Here is a 17,262-nt window from a genome sequence, read left to right on the forward strand (position 1 = left end):
GTTCAGAAACGGTTATGAAAGCGATGCGGGTGTGAAACCCGTATGCGACTCACCGTCCCCGCAATACATTCGGCACTGAATTGACGTTTGTCGTGCCGCAATCGACTCGCCCCAATCTGCCAACGAGTCAGCGTGTCCTCAAATTTCCGCCGGCTACGCGTTTTGACACACTCTGGGCCGAGCGCGGTCCGATGCTGAACCGCAGTGGCGGGCCGGGTTTTGATCGCGCTGCATCCGGCTCAAGTCGACCCTCACCGGCCGCTCGCCCAAGTGTGAACGCTACGACAGGTTCCAAGCTATAACGGTCGTTCACGCGGCTATCTCTGCGCGTACGCTCGACACCGGACAGACCATCGCACCGCAGCCGAAAATATCCATTGAGCGTCAAGCAGACGCCTACCCACGACATCGCTCAGTTACGGCCGCATCCCGCCCGCGCGACCGTCTAGTCAACTCTGTTGCTCAGGAAGAACACTGACGTAGTATCGCGCGCTTCACGTGGCCGGCCGCGAAGATAAATCGTGGATGCCCTGGAACCAGTATGGTCTGCTGTGGATTACCAAACGATGTGGATGACGCCAACCTCTCCCACGAACGCCAACAAGTGATCTGACGAAGCAACCCGGGCGAGTTTGTTGCGCACTTAACTCCAGCATTCATGGGAGTTCAGTCTTGCGTATGCGCCCAGGGCACGCTCGCAAGACATTCGCCGAGATAGGCCAGCATCGCTGTCACCCGCGCCGGTCTGAAACCGCCAGGCGGTGTGACGAGGTTGAGATGAACTCGCGCAATCTGCCAGTCTGGCAAGACTTCCTCCAGTTCGCCGCTGCACAGCGCATCCCAGACGACGAACTCCGGTTGCAGCGCCAGACCCTGTCCCGCAAGCAGTGCCGGAATAATGGCCTCGGCATTGTTGCTGCTGATTCTCCCCTTCACGGGCACCACGCACTCGTCTCCGGACGCATTACGGAAGCGCCATTGGCCGGGCGTCGGTAGATTGGTGTAGATCAGGCAGGCATGGTCCGCGAGTTCCCGTGGATGCTTCGGGCGGCCGTTGGGGGACAGATAGTCCGTGCTTGCGACGAGCGGCCGGCGCACCTCGCAGAGCTTGCGCGAGCGCAGCGACGAGTCCGGCAGTTCGGCGATGCGCAGTGCCACATCGTACCCTTCGGCGACGACATCGACCACAGTATCTGTCAACGACAGGTCGATGTTGACGTCGGGATAGCGGTTGAGAAATTCGGGAATCAGCGGCGTCAGATATTTGAGGCCAAACGACATCGGCGCACCGACGCGCACCGTGCCGTGCGGCGTGAGCGCTTGCGCCGACGCCTCGGCTTCGACGGCTTCACCTTCGTTCAGGATGCGGACCGCGCGTTCGAGGGCCATGCAGCCCGTCGGGGTTAACGACAGCCGGCGCGATGTCCGATATAGCAGCGCTGTGCCGAGCCGTTGCTCCAGGCGGGCAATCGCCTTCGATACGGTGGGCTGCGACATGCCGAGCGACTCGGCCGCTTTGGCAAACGAGCCGAGATCGGAAACACGGGCAAATATGGCCCAGGCTTGAAGATCGGGAAGAGAAGGCATGAAAAAAACGGAATGGAATCCATTCGTTCCATTCTATTTATCAGGTTGAGAAGGTCAATTACTATCGTTCCTTCGAAATCGTTCCTGCGGGCGCTCTCATCCGTGTCGATGGAACTCTCAGCGCGGACGGCCTTCATCACGCGATATCAGGTTTGCTGAATCAACCTGGAAAACACGATGCTCCAAGCACAGCCAAGCCTGGAAAACTGCTGCTTTCGCCGGCCGATCACACGCTGATCCTGATCGACAAAGTCGCAAATGGCGTTCGCCACGAAGTCGATCGATCCGGTTCTGCTGCGCAACAATGCCGCGCAGGTTGCGAAGGCGGCGAAGGATTTCTCCGTTTCGACGATCCTGACCACGGTGGCATTGAAGACCTTCTCGGGTCCGATCCGTCATCCGGAAACACCGAGCGGATCTCGCCGAAGAGGGTTGCGACGATTGTGGATGGGTCGATAGTACGCGTTGGCCGCTAAGGCAAGCAGACATTTAAAACCGTTAGTCCGACAAGGAAGGGCTTTCACCTACCGATAGAGAGGTTCTATGGAATCCGCGAGCGAATTAGTCTACGTAGTCGACGACGACGGGCGCGTGCGAGAAGCACTCGCTGCGCTGTTGCGCGCAAACGGAAGGGACGTCCAGACATTCGACTCTGGCGAAGCGTTTCTGGACACGCCGCATCAAAATGTCGTCGCGTGCCTGATACTGGATATGAGAATGCCAGGCATGAGTGGCCTGGAAGTCCAGAGGCTTGTCCGCACGGACTCTCCGATTCCCGTCATTTTCATTACCGGAAGGGCAGATGTGCCGTCCACGGTCCTGGCCATGAAGGGCGGGGCAATTGACTTCCTCACAAAGCCACTCGATGAAGACTCGTTGATGCGCGCGGTCGATGCGGCACTCGCCACGGCGCACGTTCTTCGCAAGGAGGCGGAAGATACCGCGGCGCTCCAGGCTCTCCACCAATCGCTGACGCCTCGTGAGCAGGAGCTGTTGCCGTTACTCGCAAGCGGCCGGCTCAACAAGCAGGCGGCGGCAGTCCTTGGTATCACCGAATACACCGTGCAGGTGCATCGCGGCAACATCATGAGAAAAATGCAGGCGGATTCATTTGCCACGCTCGTCAGACAGGCAAGCAGACTGCAGCTTCAAACGTCGTCGACGACGCAACGAACGGCGTCACCAGCCGAGCGGCTGTTTCGAGAGCGAAGCTGACGCACGAATGTCCGGTTGCGCCGACGAGCGGATGACGCCTTCGAACCCGGCTGTTTCCGCTGCGGACACGGTGCTTGGGAGATTACGCATGCCGTTCCATGAGGTCCGGTGACGACGAAGGAGCAAGCACCAAAGTGCAGATCTTGCCGTCGTTTTCGACTTCGACAAAACCGATTCTGCTGTACCAGTCATAGGCAACTCGGTTGCGTATGAAGACATTCAGGTACAGGGGTTTTTGTAAAAAACTGGACAACGACATGACCTTGGCAATCGCTGCACTGCCGATCGACTTGTTTTGCATCTCCGGCACGATACAAAGCATCCTCAGCCATAAGACATCCGGTTCGACGTCCCAGTGCACAAACCCGCAGCGGCCGCCTTTCCACGTAACTATTTGACAAGGGCCCTGACGAAGGCTTTTTGCAAAGCCCGCTTGCTGCAAGTTGTCATCCCAGCCATACGCTGAAGTAACGAAACCTTTCATCGTTCGCCGGTATGTGCCAAATAGCCATTCCGAGTCTCCGGGTACGGGCAGCCGAAAATCCAGATCCACCACAACCGCCGATCGCGATAAGCAGGTCTTCGGCAGAGTACTGGATAAAGAGGATCGGCATCAGTCGGTTGGGGCCGGCGAAAGCCAATGGATGCGGAATGCCGTTCACCGGACAGCTGAGTCACCGATCCGCTGCTGGCCGAACCTCGGCTCCCGACGAACCGCCGAAATCGACCCGAATCGGACCTACGAAACTTCGTGCCAGCGATCTCTCCTCGGGGTCGCCGGGGAGACGGAGAGCGTGAGCCTGGCCGGTTTCAAAGGGATGCTGTCGAAAAACTCGCGGCAGTTGGTTGCCCACCGCCGGCCAGAAAATCGATCTCTCAGATCGCACTACAAGCCGTTCGCGGGCCTCGGTTAAGGAGCGACCAATGAAAACCTCGCGATGTAGACCGTCGCCGGCTTTTTCAACACCATCAAAGGTCAAACGGTCATTCACGCAAGGACACGCCTCTAACGAGTACGGGACACGAGGCGTATTCCAGCTTTATGTAATAGCCGCCCTTTGCCCCGCCAGCTACCATCAGGAAATTGGCACTACAAACCGTTCAATTCAGACACCACGGCTTGGCGATTGCACTGCGGACCTCGATGTGATCGCGGGCCGGATGAACGTCCTGCCGGGCAATTCACGGCATCCGATTCCGATCGCGAAGGGATCGGAAAGCCAGCGGTAATGATCGACGAGATCGCTACCCGGCGGTACACAGTCGTGCCCGACATTCAATCTCTCTTCCGATGGCAATGACACGAAAGGACACACTATGACCTCGCCCCGAACCAGCGGAACGAATATTTCCCCGGATGCGACCCGCTCCGGCCGATTGTTTTTCCTCGAACTGAGCGGTGGCCGCATTCACTCGATCAATCCCGACGGATCCGACCTCAAGACGATCGTCGCGGATTGCCGCCTCCCCGACGGCATCGTCGCGGACGTTGATGCCGGTCATATCTACTGGACCAACATGGGTTCAATCGGCCTCCATGACGGCTCGATCGAACGTGCCGACCTGGATGGCAAGAACCGCGTGGTCATCGTCCCGCAAGGCGTCACGCACACACCGAAGCAGATTCATCTCGACAAGGCAAATGGCAAGCTCTATTGGTGCGATCGAGAGGGCATGCGCGTGATGCGCGCCAACCTCGACGGCTCTCAAGTCGAAACGCTGGTCGCGACCGGGCAGAGCGACCAGGACCGTCTCGACCAGACCCGGTGGTGCGTCGGAATCACGATCGATCCGAAGCACAAGAAGCTCTACTGGACGCAAAAAGGTCCGGACAACGCCGGCCTGGGCCGCATCTTCCGCGCCAATATCGAGATCCCGCAGGGCGAAGGCCCGACAAACCGCTCCGACATCGAGGTGCTGTTCGACCGGCTGCCCGAGCCCATCGACCTCGAGCTCGACCTCACGAAGCGTGTCCTCTACTGGACCGACCGCGGCGATCCTCCGCGCGGCAACTCCGTCAATCGAACGCCGATCGACGGACCCGCGACGTCTGAAATCCTCGTTACGCACCTGATGGAGGGAATCGGCATCGCACTCGACATTCCCGGAAATCGGATGTTCGTCACGGACCTGGGCGGCTCGATCTACTCCGCCGATCTCGATGGAAAAAACCCGCGCAACTTCCTTTTCGCCCAAGGCAACCTGACCGGCATCGCCTATGCCGAAGTCTGACCCACGCATTGGAGACATGACATGACTGATACCAAGAGCCAGCCCATTCGCCGCATCGCCATCATCGGCACCGGCGTGATCGGTGCCAGCTGGACCGCGCTGTTTCTCGCCAAGGGGCTGAAGGTCGTTGCGACGGACATCGCCCCGAATGCCGAAGCCCAACTCAGGGCGTTCGTGGAGGCTGCCTGGCCGGCGCTCACGAGATTGGGCCTGGCGCCCGGCGCGTCGCAAGCGAACCTGACGTTCACGCCTGTGCTTGCACAAGCACTCACGGATGTGGATCTGGTCCAGGAAAACGGCCCCGAGCGGCTCGAATTCAAGCAGGATCTCTATCGGCAACTCGATGAGCTGCTGCCCCCCCACGTGATCATCGCATCGAGCACGTCGACCCTGCCCATGAGCAGCATCCAGGTGGGCGCCGTGCTGCATCCCGAGCGCTGCGTCGTCGGCCATCCGTTCAATCCGCCGCACCTGATTCCGCTGGTCGAGATCGTCGGCGGGACCAAGACCTCGGAAGAGACGATCCAGCGCGCCATGGAGTTCTATACGTCGATCGGGAAACAGGCGGTGCGCCTGAACAAGGAATTGCGGGGCCACGTCGCCAACCGTCTGCAGTTCGCGGTGGCGCGCGAGGTCTATTACCTGGTGTCAGAGGGTGTGCTGAGTGCCGCCGACGTCGACACCGCCCTCTCCTGGGGGCCGGGCCTGCGCTGGGGCTTGATGGGCAACATGATGCTCAATCACCTCGGCGGCGGCCCGGGCGGCATCGAGCACTTCTTCCATCAGTTCGCCGGCCCGATGACGGCTGGGTGGAAGGAACTGGGCTCGCCGGAGCTGACGCCGGAAGTGCAGAAGAAGCTGATCGACGGCGTTCATGCCGAGGTCGGATCGCGGTCCATCGAGGAACTGGAGGCAGAGCGCGATGAGCTGCTGCTCGGACTTATCGAGCTGCGCACCAAAGGAAAGGCGCGTTAAAGGTACGGATGCGGCCACGCCACGCGTGGCCGCGGCTCGCGTGAATTGATCGCGGGCAGTTGACACTCCCTTATCGAAGAAATTTCCCAAATGAAAGACTCGACCAATCTTGCAATCGAAAGCGGGCCGGATCGGCTCACCGGAATCATTCAATCGAATCTCGCGAATCCGGCACGGAACGCGGATATCGACCTCCACGGCGCGCTCAATGACGTACTGAAAGACGTCGGGCTATCGACGGCGGACAGCGGTGGCAAGATCACGTTCCACGGCCGGGATCCGATCATTCCCGCGCTCTTCCGGTTCGGCTCGTTGTCCGCGATCGCCCTGGCCGCGAAGGCCGTCGGCGTCGCTGCACTATGGCGACTGCGGACCGGCGAGGAACAGGACATCGAAGTGGACGTTCGTAAAGCGTTGCGGCGCTTCGCGGGGTTCTTCGATCTGAAATGGGAGACGATCAATGGACGTCCTCCAGCCCTCAAGATCGATACCAATCTCTTTCGCGAAACCCGCGACGGACGGCACGTCGTGCCCCTGAACATCTACCCAAAGCTGGCTGCCCGCGAACTCAGCCTGCTGCGGTGCGACTCCAGCCCGGAAGCCGTGCGCAACGCCATTCTGCAATGGCGCGCGGACGACCTGGAGAATGCGGCGGCGGAAGCCGGGATCGTCATCGCCAAGGTGCGCACTTTCGAGGAATTCCGCAAGGAGCTTCAGTACACCGAGGTCCTCTCGAGAATGTCGCTGATCAACGTGGAAAAGATCGGCGAAAGCGAGCCGATCCCTTTCAGGAAAGAGGGCACCAGTCCGCTGGACGGCATTCGCGCACTTGGGATGGGTCACGTGATTGCCGGAGCGGCCATCGGGAGAGACCTCGCTTTGCACGGGGCCGATGTCCTCAACATCTGGCGGCCGTTCGACGACAGCGAAATCGAGGCGTTCGCGTGGGACACTCAGGTCGGGATGCGCTCGACGATCCTGGACTACTCGACGGAGGATCGCGCGAAATTCGATCTCCTGCTGAAGGATGCCGATGTCTTCTTCGCGAACAAGCGTCCGGGCTACCTGGAACGCCATGGTCTCGAGGCTGAGGAACTCTGCGGCAGGAAGCCTGGGTTGATCCATGCCAGTGTCCTGCTTCACGGCGCCAGGGGCCCCTGGAAGTATCGTCCGGGATTCGATGAAATCGGCGCGGCCGTCTCGGGGCTGTTCGCCGTCGAAGGTACGCTCGCGCGTCCGAAATCGCCGCCGATCATCCCCATTGTCGACAACGTGGTGGGCTGGCTCGGCACGGTCGGCGTACTCGCGGCGCTGCGCCGACGTGCGATCGAGGGTGGCAGCTATCGAGTCACCGTTTCTCTGACCCGAACCGTGCTGTGGCTGTTCTCGCTCGGCATCTTCGACAGGGACTATGCCCAGGCGACCGCCGGATCTTCCGAAGAACACGCCTACGTCGCCCCCGATCTGTTCACGGCAGAGACCCCGCTGGGCACGTATCAGGGCATGACCGACCAGGTCGTCCTGTCGAAGACTCCCGGGTCCTTCAGGACGGTGCTCGTGTCACGAGGCTCGAGCAAGCCCGAATGGCTGACGCAGTGAGGACCTAAGCCGACGATCGATGAGCAATCCCAGTAAGCGGCGGCCTTGACCGTCCGTATGTTGTTGACACGCGTGCGCTCGCGCGATCGCGAAAGCAGCAGTAAGCCGCGGCGCACATCATGCCTGGATATCGTGGCACATTGCGATGCCACGTAGTCCGCCTCAAACCAAGGAGAACCCGATGTCGGAACACGTATACAAACTGATTGAACTCACCGGCTCGTCGACGCAATCGAGCGACGACGCGGTGCGTGTGGCGCTAAGCAAAGCGGCCAATACCGTGCGCAACATGCACTGGTTCGAAGTGTCTGAGACGCGCGGACACATTGAGGAGGGCAAGGTCATGCACTGGCAGGTCACGCTGAAGGTCGGGCTGCGCCTGGAGGACTGAGACCAGACGGTGACTCATAAAGGCCCTGACCGCATGGTCCGAACAACACAGGGATGTTTCAAGCAAACACCCTCTCTGGGACCCGCTGGGCACATATCAGGGCATGACCGACCAGGTGGTCTTGTCGAAGACTCCCGGGGCCTTCAGGACGGTGCTCGTGCCGCGAGGCTCAAGTAAGCCCGAATGGCTGACGCGGTGAAGGTGCCCGACCGCGAAATCAGACAGGGGCGGATGGCGTTACGGCTGATGTTAATCAGCTTTCTGCAAGCAAAGGACGCCATTCCGTCTCCGCCGTCTCTGATTGCGATTGAAACGGCGGGGGCCGCCGCGCGCCCTTGCAAAGGCGATAAAGCAACGTTCATGGTCGCGAATTGAGTGGCCGCTTTCTGGGGTGGATCCGACGTCTGAACTTCCGAGCAACGGTGCGTGCGAATGACGCTTCATGGCCGAACTCGGTCCGACGCCGAACCGCCGAGCTGGCCGCCGTTGATCGTTCCGCTGCCGGCGGAAGTCGACCCTTCTCCGTCATACGAGGTCAATCAAGATCTCCGGCCGCTTTTCGAATTGCAACGGCCGTTAATCAATACAGTTGAATCGTGCTGGAGGTTCAATCTCCCGAAGTGGGTTGCCGCGATAGCCCGCCCGCGGCCTCGACTCACATCATTTCGGGGCTGCTCAGTTTTGTTCCGTCGGAAAAGCGGGCCAGTCTGTAGGGTTTAATGTCGAACTGCGGCGCCTCGTCCATTACCAGCCGGCTCACGAGAACGCCTGCGCCTGGCCCTAGTCCAAAGCCGTGTCCGCTGAAGCCGGATGCGATCACGAGACCGGGTTTCGCATTAACCTTCGAGATGACGGGAACGAGGTCCGGCGTCGTGTCGATCGCGCCCGCCCATGCGTGAGCGATCCGCAGGCCCGCCAGCTCGGGAAACACGCTGGACACATTTTGCAGGGCACGTTCGAGCCATTCGGTATCAGGCCGGGGATCCAACACCCGCGTTTCTTCGAACGGCGAGACGTCATCGTCGCGCCAGGTTGCGCTTGCCTCCGGTCCGTGGAAGAAGCTGGCACCGACGCGAATCTTCAGTTTTTTCTTCAGCTTGCTGCGGAACATGGTGCGGAACTTCACCGAATGCCGCAGGTTTTGCGGCGCGAGTTCCACGCGTCCGTAGCCGGGAACAGCGATGGTGTAGCCGCCGTCCAACCGCCTCCTCAGCGCGAAGTTAGGCCCGGAGAAACAGCCTTCGATGACCCCCGGCGCCTCAGCGGTTCGCAACGCCGTTCCCATCACGTTGATGGAGGGCAGATCGATGCCGTGATGCTGGCAGAACAACGCGCTCCAGGCGCCTCCCGCGAGAACGACGGTGTCCGCTGCGAGCCGGCCGCGCTCCGTCCAGATGCCAGAGACACGCCCAGCACTCGTGTCGAGACTTCGTACCGCGCAGTTCTGATACACCATCGCGCCGAGACCTTGCGCGCCGCGAGCAATCGCAGGCGCGGCTTTCGACGGCTCGGCGCGGCCGTCCGTGCCAGACCACAGCCCTCCAGCCCACTTCGCGCGTCCGGACGGAATGCGCGCTGCCAGTGCGCGCGCACTGAGGATCTCGCTGTTAAAGCCGACTTCCCGGGCGCGGGCAAGCCACGATTCCCACTGCGCGATGTCCGATTGATGCTCCGTGCCGTACAGGATGCCCGCCTTACGAAACCCAATGTCCTCGCCCAGTTCTTCGCTTAGTTCGCTCCAGCGCTTGAGGCTCTGCATCGCGAGCGGCAACTCATGGAGGTCGCGGTTCTGCTGACGCACCCAGCCCCAATTGCGCCCCGACTGCTCGCAGCCGATGACGCCCTTTTCGAGCAGAGCCACCTGGACGCCGCGTCGCGCCAGTTCATAAGCGGTGCTGACGCCAATAATGCCGCCGCCAATTACCGCGACATCGCATCGCTCGGGGAAACCTTCGCTATCCGTGACTTCGTCGATCCTTAGCATTTCATAGTCGTTGGTTGCCGCTTCTTAGTACGTTACTGCAGTCAAGACATCGGAAATGCGCACCTAAAGCGCGATTTCACCATCCGCAGATAGTGGCTACGATTTTGGTATGTTCCACCGCTTCGCTGATAGGACGATCCTGTTGTATCCGAAAGGGATACAACGATGATCCACCAAACGCTGAGGCAAATCTTGAATTGCAATCTTGCAGACTGTTGCCGAGACCAGGTTTCTGCCTAGCCACATTCTCACGCTCTTGCTTCCTGGTTAGCAGACGTGCAAGCACAGGATGTGCGAACGGCGGCAAAGGCCGATCATGGGGCGCTCGTCGTTAACAAGCGGATGGCTGGTTGCGGGGCGAAGCCGACGCCTGAACGTCCGACCGGCGACGCGTGTGAACGACGGGTTGTGGCCGCTCACTGCCTCATGCAAACCGCATCGGCGACTCGACCTCCCTCGGTCTCGATCGACAACACGCGACCCCGAGCCGTCATTCGTCACCGTGTTGGCAACGGCCGCTTTCCAATTCCGAACGGACATCCGTCCGCATCACGTCTGCAGTACGGGCGCTCGCGGCCGACGGGTCGCGAGCGGCCATCATGCACTCGCTCAGAAGCGCCAACGGAATCTCGGTCAAATCACCAGCAAGCGTTTAGCGATGTGCGTGGCCGCTGTGACTTCGTCGTGAGGTGCCGCTATTTGAACTTGACGAGATCCTTGAAGATCAGTTGACCCCAGGTATTCCCCCTGCCTTGGACAAGCAAGCCGCCATCCTTGAGCGGTCCTAGCGCAATCGGCGCGAAACCGAGTTGTTCGGCCAAAGCAGCGACCGGTGCCACCGCATTTTCGTCATCGCTCGACAAAAAAACGACGCGGCTTCCGCCATTCACGCTCGGATCAGCGGCCAGGGCGGCAGCAGGCAGATGGTTAAAGCCCTTTACGAACCTGGCGCCGGTAAACGCCTTGGCGACAACCGCGGCCGGCGGCTGACCCTCCAGGTCTTCAACAGGAACACCAAAAGCATTTGTCGTGTCGATGATCGTCTTGCCCTGCCAGGTTGTGATCTGCTTCGCGACTTCGCGATGTTCCCAAAACGGAACCGCGAGGAAGATCGTGTCGGACGCGATTGCATCCTGCAGCGTCCCGGGGACAACGGTGGGGCCGATCGCTCGTGCCTGTTGCATCAACGTCTCGGGAGGGCGCCGGCTGGCGACGGTCACATCGATGTTCTTTCTTGCAAACGCTCGGGCGAGCGCCTGGCCTACCGCGCCAAAACCAATAATCGAATAGTTCATGCGAACTCTCCATTCAGTATTGTAAGGAATCCGTATCTATCGACATAAATCAGATCACCTTCGTCGAGTTGAAAGATCCTTCTACACGCTTTCGGCGCGATTTCAGATGGCCGAGAAGCCGCCGTCGACAGACAACTCCACCCCATTCACGAAGCTCGAATCGTCTGAAGCAAGAAACAGCGCGACCGTCGCAATTTCCTCAGGACGACCCATCTTTCCCCGCGGGATCAGGGATTCGAACATCCGCTTCGCCTCCTCGGTGAGAACCTGGTCCTGCATCGGCGTGGCGATCGGCCCCGGGCTCAGCACGTTCACCCGGATATTCCTGCCCTTCAGTTCGTTAAGCCAAGTGCGTGCGAATGAGCGCAACGCCGCCTTGCTCGCCGAATACACGCCATAACCAGGAAAACCTTTCACCGACGCAACTGACCCGGTCATGAAGATCGATCCGCCATCGTTGAACAGCGGCAACGCCTTCTGAACCGTAAACAGCGTTCCGCGCGTATTCAGACCGAAGGTCGCATCGAAGTGCTGCTCGGTAATCTCGCCCAGAGGGACGGCTTCGCCCGTGCCTGCGCTCGCGAACAGGATGTCGATCTTGCCCTTTTCCCGCTTGACTGTATCGAACAGGCGGTCGAGGTCGTCTAGATTGGCCCCGTCGCCGCGCACGCCGGTCACGTTCCGGCCAATCAGCTTGACGGCCTCGTCGAGCGCCTCCTGCCTCCGGCCCGTGATGAAAACATAGGCGCCTTCTTCAACGAACCGCTTGGCGCTCGCCAGCGCCATGCCGCTCGATCCACCCGTGATGACTGCAACCTTACCCTCAAGCTTTCCCATGACATCTCCTTTCGTGGTGTCGTACTGCGCCTCTGTTCCCATCTGCACAAATGTGCTGTATCTTGTGGATCACTGATCCGGATACAGGTTCATTATATTCGGATCACTGATCCGTTTGTCAAGGCAATTTATGCGAGCTGACGCCAGAAAGAATTACGACCATCTCCTTGCAGTCGCGCGTGACGTCGTCACCGAGCATGGTGCCGAGGCGTCCATGCGAGATATCGCCCGCCGGGCCGACGTCGGGTTGGCGACACTATTTCGCCATTTCCCGACACGAGAAGCCTTATTCGAAGCGTTGCTGCGCATGAACGTGGACGAACTGATACAGCAGGCGGCCGAACTCGAAACGTCGAATCCACCTGACGAAGCGCTGGTGTCCTGGTTTCGCGATGGGGTGGCATTCGTTCGCAGCTATAGCGGTATTTGCGCCTTGTTTGCGACCGCGCACGCGGACCCGGACTCCGCGCTTCATGCTTCGAGCACAGCGCTGCGTTCGGCGGGCGCGCGACTACTGCTCCGCGCTCAAGCCGAGGGGACGGCGCGCGCCGATATTGATGGGGTCGACCTGTTCGCCCTGATGTCGGCGCTCGGCTGGCTCGTCGGCCAGCCCGGATTCGCGCCACGGGGGGATCATCTCTTTCACGTTATTACGAGCGCCATCCTGACAAATCGGCCTGGCAACGATATCAAGAAGGCAACGTAACCGAGTCCAACGAATTGTTGTCTGCATTGCGTCGGATGGCGTCCTCTATGACCGACGCCGGCGACACTATGCGCAAAAGTCTTGGCAAAGGTGACGAATGCAACTGATCGTGTCGGGAGTTTTGAGCGGCTGTTGACGAAGGCGATAAGACGCTGGAGCGGCTGAGCTGTCGCACTACCCAGCGACCGCACATGGCCAATCACGGTCCGATCCTGATTGCATAGGGTAATCGCCAGAGATCGACTCGCGTCAGACCGTCATCGACCCTGAGCCGACGTTCACCGTTCTACGAAGCGGACATTGATTCAAGGTAACCCGACCCGCTTCTGAAGCTACCCACGGATCGCTTGAAATCATCGTCCTTTAGTACATTCGCGGGACGAGCGTGTCATCCGCTACCCGCTGCACTGTACCCTGCCATGAGCGCCTCGGCCTCCCTTGCGAACGGGTGCATGCTGTCTACCGCGAGGCGTATCAGCGCAATCATGGGCGAGTAGCGCCCGTACTTCTGATAACGATTGATGCTTGCCCCAATGTCTTGCATGCGCCATTCTAACTTCGCGCTCGCGAAGTCAACATGCTCGTACGCTACTCGTTCGCGGCGCCGGTGGCCGTCGCACGCGGTGAATTGCGCCCACTGCGCGATTCAACCGATCCTTAGGTCGGGGCACTGCCGTTGCTCCCCGGGCCCCTTATTTTGCATTCGTCTTGTGCCTTACGTCCCGGGTGGCATACTTGGCTCATTCGCGGTTGAGAGAAAAGCGCGCGTCAGCTTCCGATAACCAGGCATTTTTATAGCCATGAATCCAAGAGGACATGCCGAATGAACAGTTTCGATACAGCAATCCTAGCTTTCCTGACGCACAACGCTTTTAGCTCCGACCTGATTAACCACGCGATAAGGGTAATCGCGGACCTGTATACATTCAAGGGCCTCGTGCTCATACCCATTTTGTGGTGGATGTGGTTCAAACCCAGTCAGCGTGGCGAATGGGAGCGTGAAATGGTCATTGCAACGATTGTGGGCGGCCTTCTGGCGCTCGCAATCGGCAGGCTTCTCGCCGATTATTTGCCATTTCGGGTGCGGCCAATCTATAACCCCGAACTGCACCTGCACTTTCCATCCGCCAGTCTGCGAGACGTGCGAACCTGGAGTTCCTTTCCGAGCGACCACGCGATGCTGTGGATGTCAGTCGCGACAGGAATTTTTCTCGTCTGGCGCCGCGTGGGCGTGCTTGCGCTTTTGTACACCGCTATCTTCATATGCATGCCGCGCGTTTATCTCGGCTTGCACTATCCGACCGACATACTCGCGGGTGCGGCGATCGGGATTATCATCACATACGTAATGACACGGGACTCCGTCAGAACGCGTTTTGCGGTGCCGATACTGGGATGGATTCAGAGATTTCCCGGGGGCGGTTATACGTTGGCGTTTCTCTTGTGTTTTGAACTGATAACCCAGTCGGTGGAAATACGTTTGCTCGAGCAGTCCGTTTCAAAGGCAGTACGACTGGACGGGACCGCAACTTATGGGCCCGGCAACCACTGGCAATAGCGTGAGCGTGAGCGTGAGGAGTGGATGGTGAGACCGGCGGCGCACGTCCCAATCCGCCCGCTGAACTCACGCGCTGCCAGTCGCAAGGCAAAGTTACTTCAGGTGAATGAGGACTGATCCCTCCGATATCTCCGGCGCGCCCACGCCCGTGTTTCCGGCGTTTTTCGCGATCCAGTCCTTCGCCTTCTGCACGCTTTCGTCAGTGCCTGTCTTGTCCTGGCAAACAGTCACCGAGAATCCGCCATCGCCGCTGCGTGCGAGGGTGTAGCTGACAAAGCCTTTGACCGAACGCATCAGTTCTTCGACGTCAGCCGTGCGCTTCTCCAGCAGATCGAACAACTCCTTTGCACCCTTTCCGGAAAATCTCCTTATAACAGTTTGCATGATTGCATCCTCCTGTTTGACCAGCGAAACGAGCATGCCGCACGAACAATGTGTGCAGCGTGTAACTGCTCTTTTCGACAGCGTGTAGTGCGTGGAAGTAATTGAGAAGGCCGCGCACCTGACTTCCGCGACCCATACCAAGTGTAGTAACTGTACCGCCGTAGTAAACATGAGAAGCGGTGCAAAATCCAGGTGCCTTCAGCCAACGTCCGCAATTGGCCGACTACGGTCTGACATGCGCGTGGCTAGTCTCCGTGCGCGGATTGCGGGTGCTACAGACGCGGGACATGAGCAATATGCATCTTATCTATTTGCAACACTCGCAGGCCTCAACTATGTTGAATAGCCTGAAGGCTCGGCTGCCGGGCGGGTGCCATGTCCGATATTCCTAGCACTCTTACGCGATTCCGAGTTCGCGACAATAGCAGGGAGACTCGGCTATGACGACACCGCTGCTCGGACAGATGATGGACGTGCCGCTGACGGTTTCCTCACTGCTGGCCCATGCGTCACGTCACTTCGGCACGACCGAGATCGTGTCAAAGCGCATCGAAGGCGACGTGCATCGCTACACGTATCGCGACTGCGAAAAACGCGCGAAGCAACTGGCACAGGCGCTTATCGCGCTGGATGTGCAGCCGGGCGAACGGATCGGCACGCTGGCATGGAACGGTTACCGCCATCTGGAAGCCTATTACGGCACGACGGGCTTCGGGGCCGTCTGCCATACCATCAACCCCCGGCTCTTCCCCGAGCAGATCGCATGGATCATCAACGACGCCGATGACAGCTACGTGCTGTTCGATACGACGTTCGCGCAGCTGATCGATTGCCTTGCGCCGCTCTGCCCGAAGGTGCGTGGGTGGATCGCGCTTGCCGACGACGCGCATCTGCCTGCGATGCAGACGCCCATACCGCTCATCAGCTACGAGACGTTGCTCAAACCGCACGACGGCGCATTCGACTGGCCGCTCCTCGACGAGCGCCAGGCATCGTACCTCTGTTACACCTCGGGCACGACAGGCAATCCAAAGGGCGCGCTGTATTCGCATCGCTCTACGGTGCTGCACGCGTACGCCGGTTCGCTGCCGGATGCGATGTGTCTATCGGCGCGCGACTCGGTGTTGCCCGTCGTGCCGATGTTTCATGCGAACGCATGGGGCATGCCGCATGCCGCGCCGCTCACGGGCGCGAAACTCGTCCTTCCGGGCAAGGATCTCGACGGAAAATCCCTGTTCGAACTGATGCAGGCGGAGCGCGTCACGTATTCCGCCGGCGTGCCAACCGTCTGGCTTGGCCTGCTCAACTACATGAAGGAAGCGGGCGTGCGGTTGTCGTCACTGCAACGCGCGGTGATCGGCGGGTCCGCGTGCCCGCCGGCGATGCTGCGCACCTTCGAGGAATACGGCGTCGAAGCCATTCACGGATGGGGCATGACCGAGATGTCACCGCTCGGCACGGTCGCAAAACTGAACTGGGAACAATCACAGCGGCCGCCGGAAGAGCAGCGCAGGCTGCGCGAAAAGCAGGGGCACGTGATCTACGGCGTGGACATGAAGATCGTCGGCGACGATGGGCGCGATCTGCCGTGGGACGGCATCGCGTTCGGCGAACTGCGCACGCGCGGTCCGTGGGTGATCAAGCGGTATTTCCAGCAGGATGACTCGCCGCTCGTCGACGGCTGGTTTCCGACCGGCGACGTGGCCACGATCGACCGGGACGGTTTCATGCGCATCACCGACCGAAGCAAGGATGTGATCAAGTCGGGAGGCGAGTGGATCAGTTCGATCGAAATCGAGAACATCGCGATCGCGCATCCGGCCGTCGCAGAGGCGGCCTGCATCGCCTGCGCCCATCCGAAGTGGCTGCAGCGGCCGCTGCTCGTCGTCGTCAAACGCATGGACGCGGAGATCACGCGCGAAGAACTGCTCGCGTTCTACGAGGGCAAGGTCGCGAAGTGGTGGATGCCAGATGACGTTGTCTTCGTCAACGAATTGCCGCATACGGCCGTTGGCAAGCTGCACAAACTGAAGCTGCGCGAGCAGTTCTGCGATCACCTGCTGCCGTCGGCGCTCGAAGTTGAGAACTGTCCGCTTGCCGACGAGCGCGCAACGGGAGGCGCCGGGTCGAAACCTGCGGCGGAATAATCGGAAGGAGGCTGTCAAAGGGACCGCCACCGCACCGCCATTTGGTGCAACCGGCCGTAGCCGACCCACATCAGCCCTTCGGGCTGGCGGGACATAAATGGCGGCTTCCGGAGTGCTTCGGACATCCGTCTTCGCACAGGCTGCTGCCGCACTTCGGCCAGAGCGGTCCCTCGTACTTCACCGAATATGACCTACCGCGAATGGCCGGTTTAACGCGCTCTTGACGGGCGCTATCTACCTGAAACGGAGATATATTCTTCTACAAATCGGACGCTCAGTTCCAGTCAGCCCTTGCATCGTGGCGACCTATATCCATTACGGCGCGTCCAGCCCAAGGCGAAAGCAATGAGTT

Annotated in this window: 15 protein-coding genes and 1 pseudogene; 10 read left to right on the top strand and 6 right to left on the bottom strand. The window is 59.9% G+C overall.

Annotated features, from left to right (window positions below; genetic code table 11):
- Positions 1 to 666: 666 nt before the first annotated feature.
- On the bottom strand, positions 667 to 1,587 hold the full coding sequence (locus tag FSO04_RS21600) for a LysR family transcriptional regulator (RefSeq protein WP_154562286.1): 921 nt from the start codon (positions 1,585 to 1,587) through the stop codon (positions 667 to 669).
- A gap of 155 nt (positions 1,588 to 1,742) precedes the next feature.
- On the opposite strand from FSO04_RS21600, the pseudogene FSO04_RS21605 reads away from it, so the two are divergent.
- Positions 1,743 to 1,980, top strand: a pseudogene (locus tag FSO04_RS21605) (hydrolase); the annotation flags it as partial.
- Between the two features lie 150 nt (positions 1,981 to 2,130).
- Positions 2,131 to 2,802, top strand: coding sequence for a response regulator transcription factor (locus tag FSO04_RS21610; protein ID WP_154562287.1), 672 nt, complete (start codon positions 2,131 to 2,133; stop codon positions 2,800 to 2,802).
- Between the two features lie 82 nt (positions 2,803 to 2,884).
- On the opposite strand, the gene FSO04_RS21615 is transcribed toward FSO04_RS21610, so the two are convergent.
- Complete coding sequence (locus tag FSO04_RS21615) at positions 2,885 to 3,286, bottom strand: GNAT family N-acetyltransferase (protein WP_154562289.1); 402 nt, start codon at positions 3,284 to 3,286, stop codon at positions 2,885 to 2,887.
- Between the two features lie 833 nt (positions 3,287 to 4,119).
- Between FSO04_RS21615 and FSO04_RS21620 the strand changes: the two genes are divergently transcribed.
- From FSO04_RS21620 to FSO04_RS21640, 5 genes are all read left to right on the top strand, one after another.
- Positions 4,120 to 5,034 (top strand): 3-hydroxyacyl-CoA dehydrogenase, encoded by a 915-nt coding sequence (locus tag FSO04_RS21620; RefSeq protein WP_154562291.1) that lies wholly within the window; start codon positions 4,120 to 4,122, stop codon positions 5,032 to 5,034.
- 21 nt (positions 5,035 to 5,055) lie between these two features.
- Entirely contained in the window at positions 5,056 to 6,009 is a 954-nt protein-coding gene (locus FSO04_RS21625; RefSeq protein WP_103153846.1) for a 3-hydroxyacyl-CoA dehydrogenase NAD-binding domain-containing protein, read from the top strand.
- A gap of 90 nt (positions 6,010 to 6,099) precedes the next feature.
- On the top strand, positions 6,100 to 7,608 hold the full coding sequence (locus tag FSO04_RS21630) for a CoA transferase (RefSeq protein WP_154562293.1): 1,509 nt from the start codon (positions 6,100 to 6,102) through the stop codon (positions 7,606 to 7,608).
- A 181-nt stretch (positions 7,609 to 7,789) separates the two neighbouring features.
- Entirely contained in the window at positions 7,790 to 7,999 is a 210-nt protein-coding gene (locus tag FSO04_RS21635) for a dodecin (RefSeq protein WP_154562295.1), read from the top strand.
- A 183-nt stretch (positions 8,000 to 8,182) separates the two neighbouring features.
- Positions 8,183 to 8,374: a hypothetical protein gene (locus tag FSO04_RS21640; protein ID WP_154562297.1), complete on the top strand. Its 192-nt coding sequence runs from the start codon at positions 8,183 to 8,185 to the stop codon at positions 8,372 to 8,374.
- Between the two features lie 280 nt (positions 8,375 to 8,654).
- On the opposite strand, the gene FSO04_RS21645 is transcribed toward FSO04_RS21640, so the two are convergent.
- The 3 genes from FSO04_RS21645 to FSO04_RS21655 form a co-directional block, all read right to left on the bottom strand.
- Positions 8,655 to 9,983: an NAD(P)/FAD-dependent oxidoreductase gene (locus FSO04_RS21645; protein WP_007735328.1), complete on the bottom strand. Its 1,329-nt coding sequence runs from the start codon at positions 9,981 to 9,983 to the stop codon at positions 8,655 to 8,657.
- 695 nt (positions 9,984 to 10,678) lie between these two features.
- The gene (locus FSO04_RS21650) at positions 10,679 to 11,278 is read right to left on the bottom strand and encodes an NADPH-dependent F420 reductase (RefSeq protein ID WP_154562299.1); all 600 of its coding nucleotides are present in this window, start codon (positions 11,276 to 11,278) and stop codon (positions 10,679 to 10,681) included.
- 102 nt (positions 11,279 to 11,380) lie between these two features.
- A complete protein-coding gene (locus FSO04_RS21655; protein ID WP_007588950.1) occupies positions 11,381 to 12,115 on the bottom strand; it encodes an SDR family NAD(P)-dependent oxidoreductase in 735 nt (244 codons plus the stop codon).
- Between the two features lie 130 nt (positions 12,116 to 12,245).
- On the opposite strand from FSO04_RS21655, the gene FSO04_RS21660 reads away from it, so the two are divergent.
- Together FSO04_RS21660 and FSO04_RS21665 are read left to right on the top strand one after the other, a co-directional pair.
- Entirely contained in the window at positions 12,246 to 12,821 is a 576-nt protein-coding gene (locus FSO04_RS21660) for a TetR/AcrR family transcriptional regulator (RefSeq protein ID WP_035538937.1), read from the top strand.
- An 823-nt stretch (positions 12,822 to 13,644) separates the two neighbouring features.
- On the top strand, positions 13,645 to 14,379 hold the full coding sequence (locus FSO04_RS21665; RefSeq protein ID WP_154562301.1) for a phosphatase PAP2 family protein: 735 nt from the start codon (positions 13,645 to 13,647) through the stop codon (positions 14,377 to 14,379).
- A 93-nt stretch (positions 14,380 to 14,472) separates the two neighbouring features.
- Here the strand turns inward: FSO04_RS21665 and FSO04_RS21670 are convergent, their stop codons facing one another.
- Positions 14,473 to 14,763: a hypothetical protein gene (locus FSO04_RS21670; RefSeq protein WP_154562303.1), complete on the bottom strand. Its 291-nt coding sequence runs from the start codon at positions 14,761 to 14,763 to the stop codon at positions 14,473 to 14,475.
- A 440-nt stretch (positions 14,764 to 15,203) separates the two neighbouring features.
- Here FSO04_RS21670 and FSO04_RS21675 point away from each other — a divergent pair, with 440 nt between their 5' ends.
- Positions 15,204 to 16,910: a 3-(methylthio)propionyl-CoA ligase gene (locus tag FSO04_RS21675; RefSeq protein WP_154562305.1), complete on the top strand. Its 1,707-nt coding sequence runs from the start codon at positions 15,204 to 15,206 to the stop codon at positions 16,908 to 16,910.
- Positions 16,911 to 17,262: the final 352 nt, after the last annotated feature.

It is taken from the genome of Paraburkholderia madseniana (assembly GCF_009690905.1).
GTDB classification, from domain to species: Bacteria; Pseudomonadota; Gammaproteobacteria; order Burkholderiales; family Burkholderiaceae; genus Paraburkholderia; species Paraburkholderia madseniana.

Excerpts from the sequence above, each read along its gene's own strand:
- FSO04_RS21615 (WP_154562289.1), bottom strand. The coding sequence starts at position 3,286 with ATGAAAGGTTTCGTTACTTCAGCGTATGGCTGGGATGACAACTTGCAG.
- FSO04_RS21635 (WP_154562295.1), top strand. The coding sequence starts at position 7,790 with ATGTCGGAACACGTATACAAACTGATTGAACTCACCGGCTCGTCGACG.
- FSO04_RS21620 (WP_154562291.1), top strand. The coding sequence starts at position 4,120 with ATGACCTCGCCCCGAACCAGCGGAACGAATATTTCCCCGGATGCGACC.
- FSO04_RS21640 (WP_154562297.1), top strand. The coding sequence starts at position 8,183 with ATGGCTGACGCGGTGAAGGTGCCCGACCGCGAAATCAGACAGGGGCGG.
- FSO04_RS21665 (WP_154562301.1), top strand. The coding sequence starts at position 13,645 with ATGAACAGTTTCGATACAGCAATCCTAGCTTTCCTGACGCACAACGCT.
- FSO04_RS21625 (WP_103153846.1), top strand. The coding sequence starts at position 5,056 with ATGACTGATACCAAGAGCCAGCCCATTCGCCGCATCGCCATCATCGGC.
- FSO04_RS21655 (WP_007588950.1), bottom strand. The coding sequence starts at position 12,115 with ATGGGAAAGCTTGAGGGTAAGGTTGCAGTCATCACGGGTGGATCGAGC.
- FSO04_RS21645 (WP_007735328.1), bottom strand. The coding sequence starts at position 9,983 with ATGCTAAGGATCGACGAAGTCACGGATAGCGAAGGTTTCCCCGAGCGA.
- FSO04_RS21600 (WP_154562286.1), bottom strand. The coding sequence starts at position 1,587 with ATGCCTTCTCTTCCCGATCTTCAAGCCTGGGCCATATTTGCCCGTGTT.
- FSO04_RS21650 (WP_154562299.1), bottom strand. The coding sequence starts at position 11,278 with ATGAACTATTCGATTATTGGTTTTGGCGCGGTAGGCCAGGCGCTCGCC.
- FSO04_RS21660 (WP_035538937.1), top strand. The coding sequence starts at position 12,246 with ATGCGAGCTGACGCCAGAAAGAATTACGACCATCTCCTTGCAGTCGCG.
- FSO04_RS21670 (WP_154562303.1), bottom strand. The coding sequence starts at position 14,763 with ATGCAAACTGTTATAAGGAGATTTTCCGGAAAGGGTGCAAAGGAGTTG.
- FSO04_RS21610 (WP_154562287.1), top strand. The coding sequence starts at position 2,131 with ATGGAATCCGCGAGCGAATTAGTCTACGTAGTCGACGACGACGGGCGC.
- FSO04_RS21630 (WP_154562293.1), top strand. The coding sequence starts at position 6,100 with ATGAAAGACTCGACCAATCTTGCAATCGAAAGCGGGCCGGATCGGCTC.
- FSO04_RS21675 (WP_154562305.1), top strand. The coding sequence starts at position 15,204 with ATGACGACACCGCTGCTCGGACAGATGATGGACGTGCCGCTGACGGTT.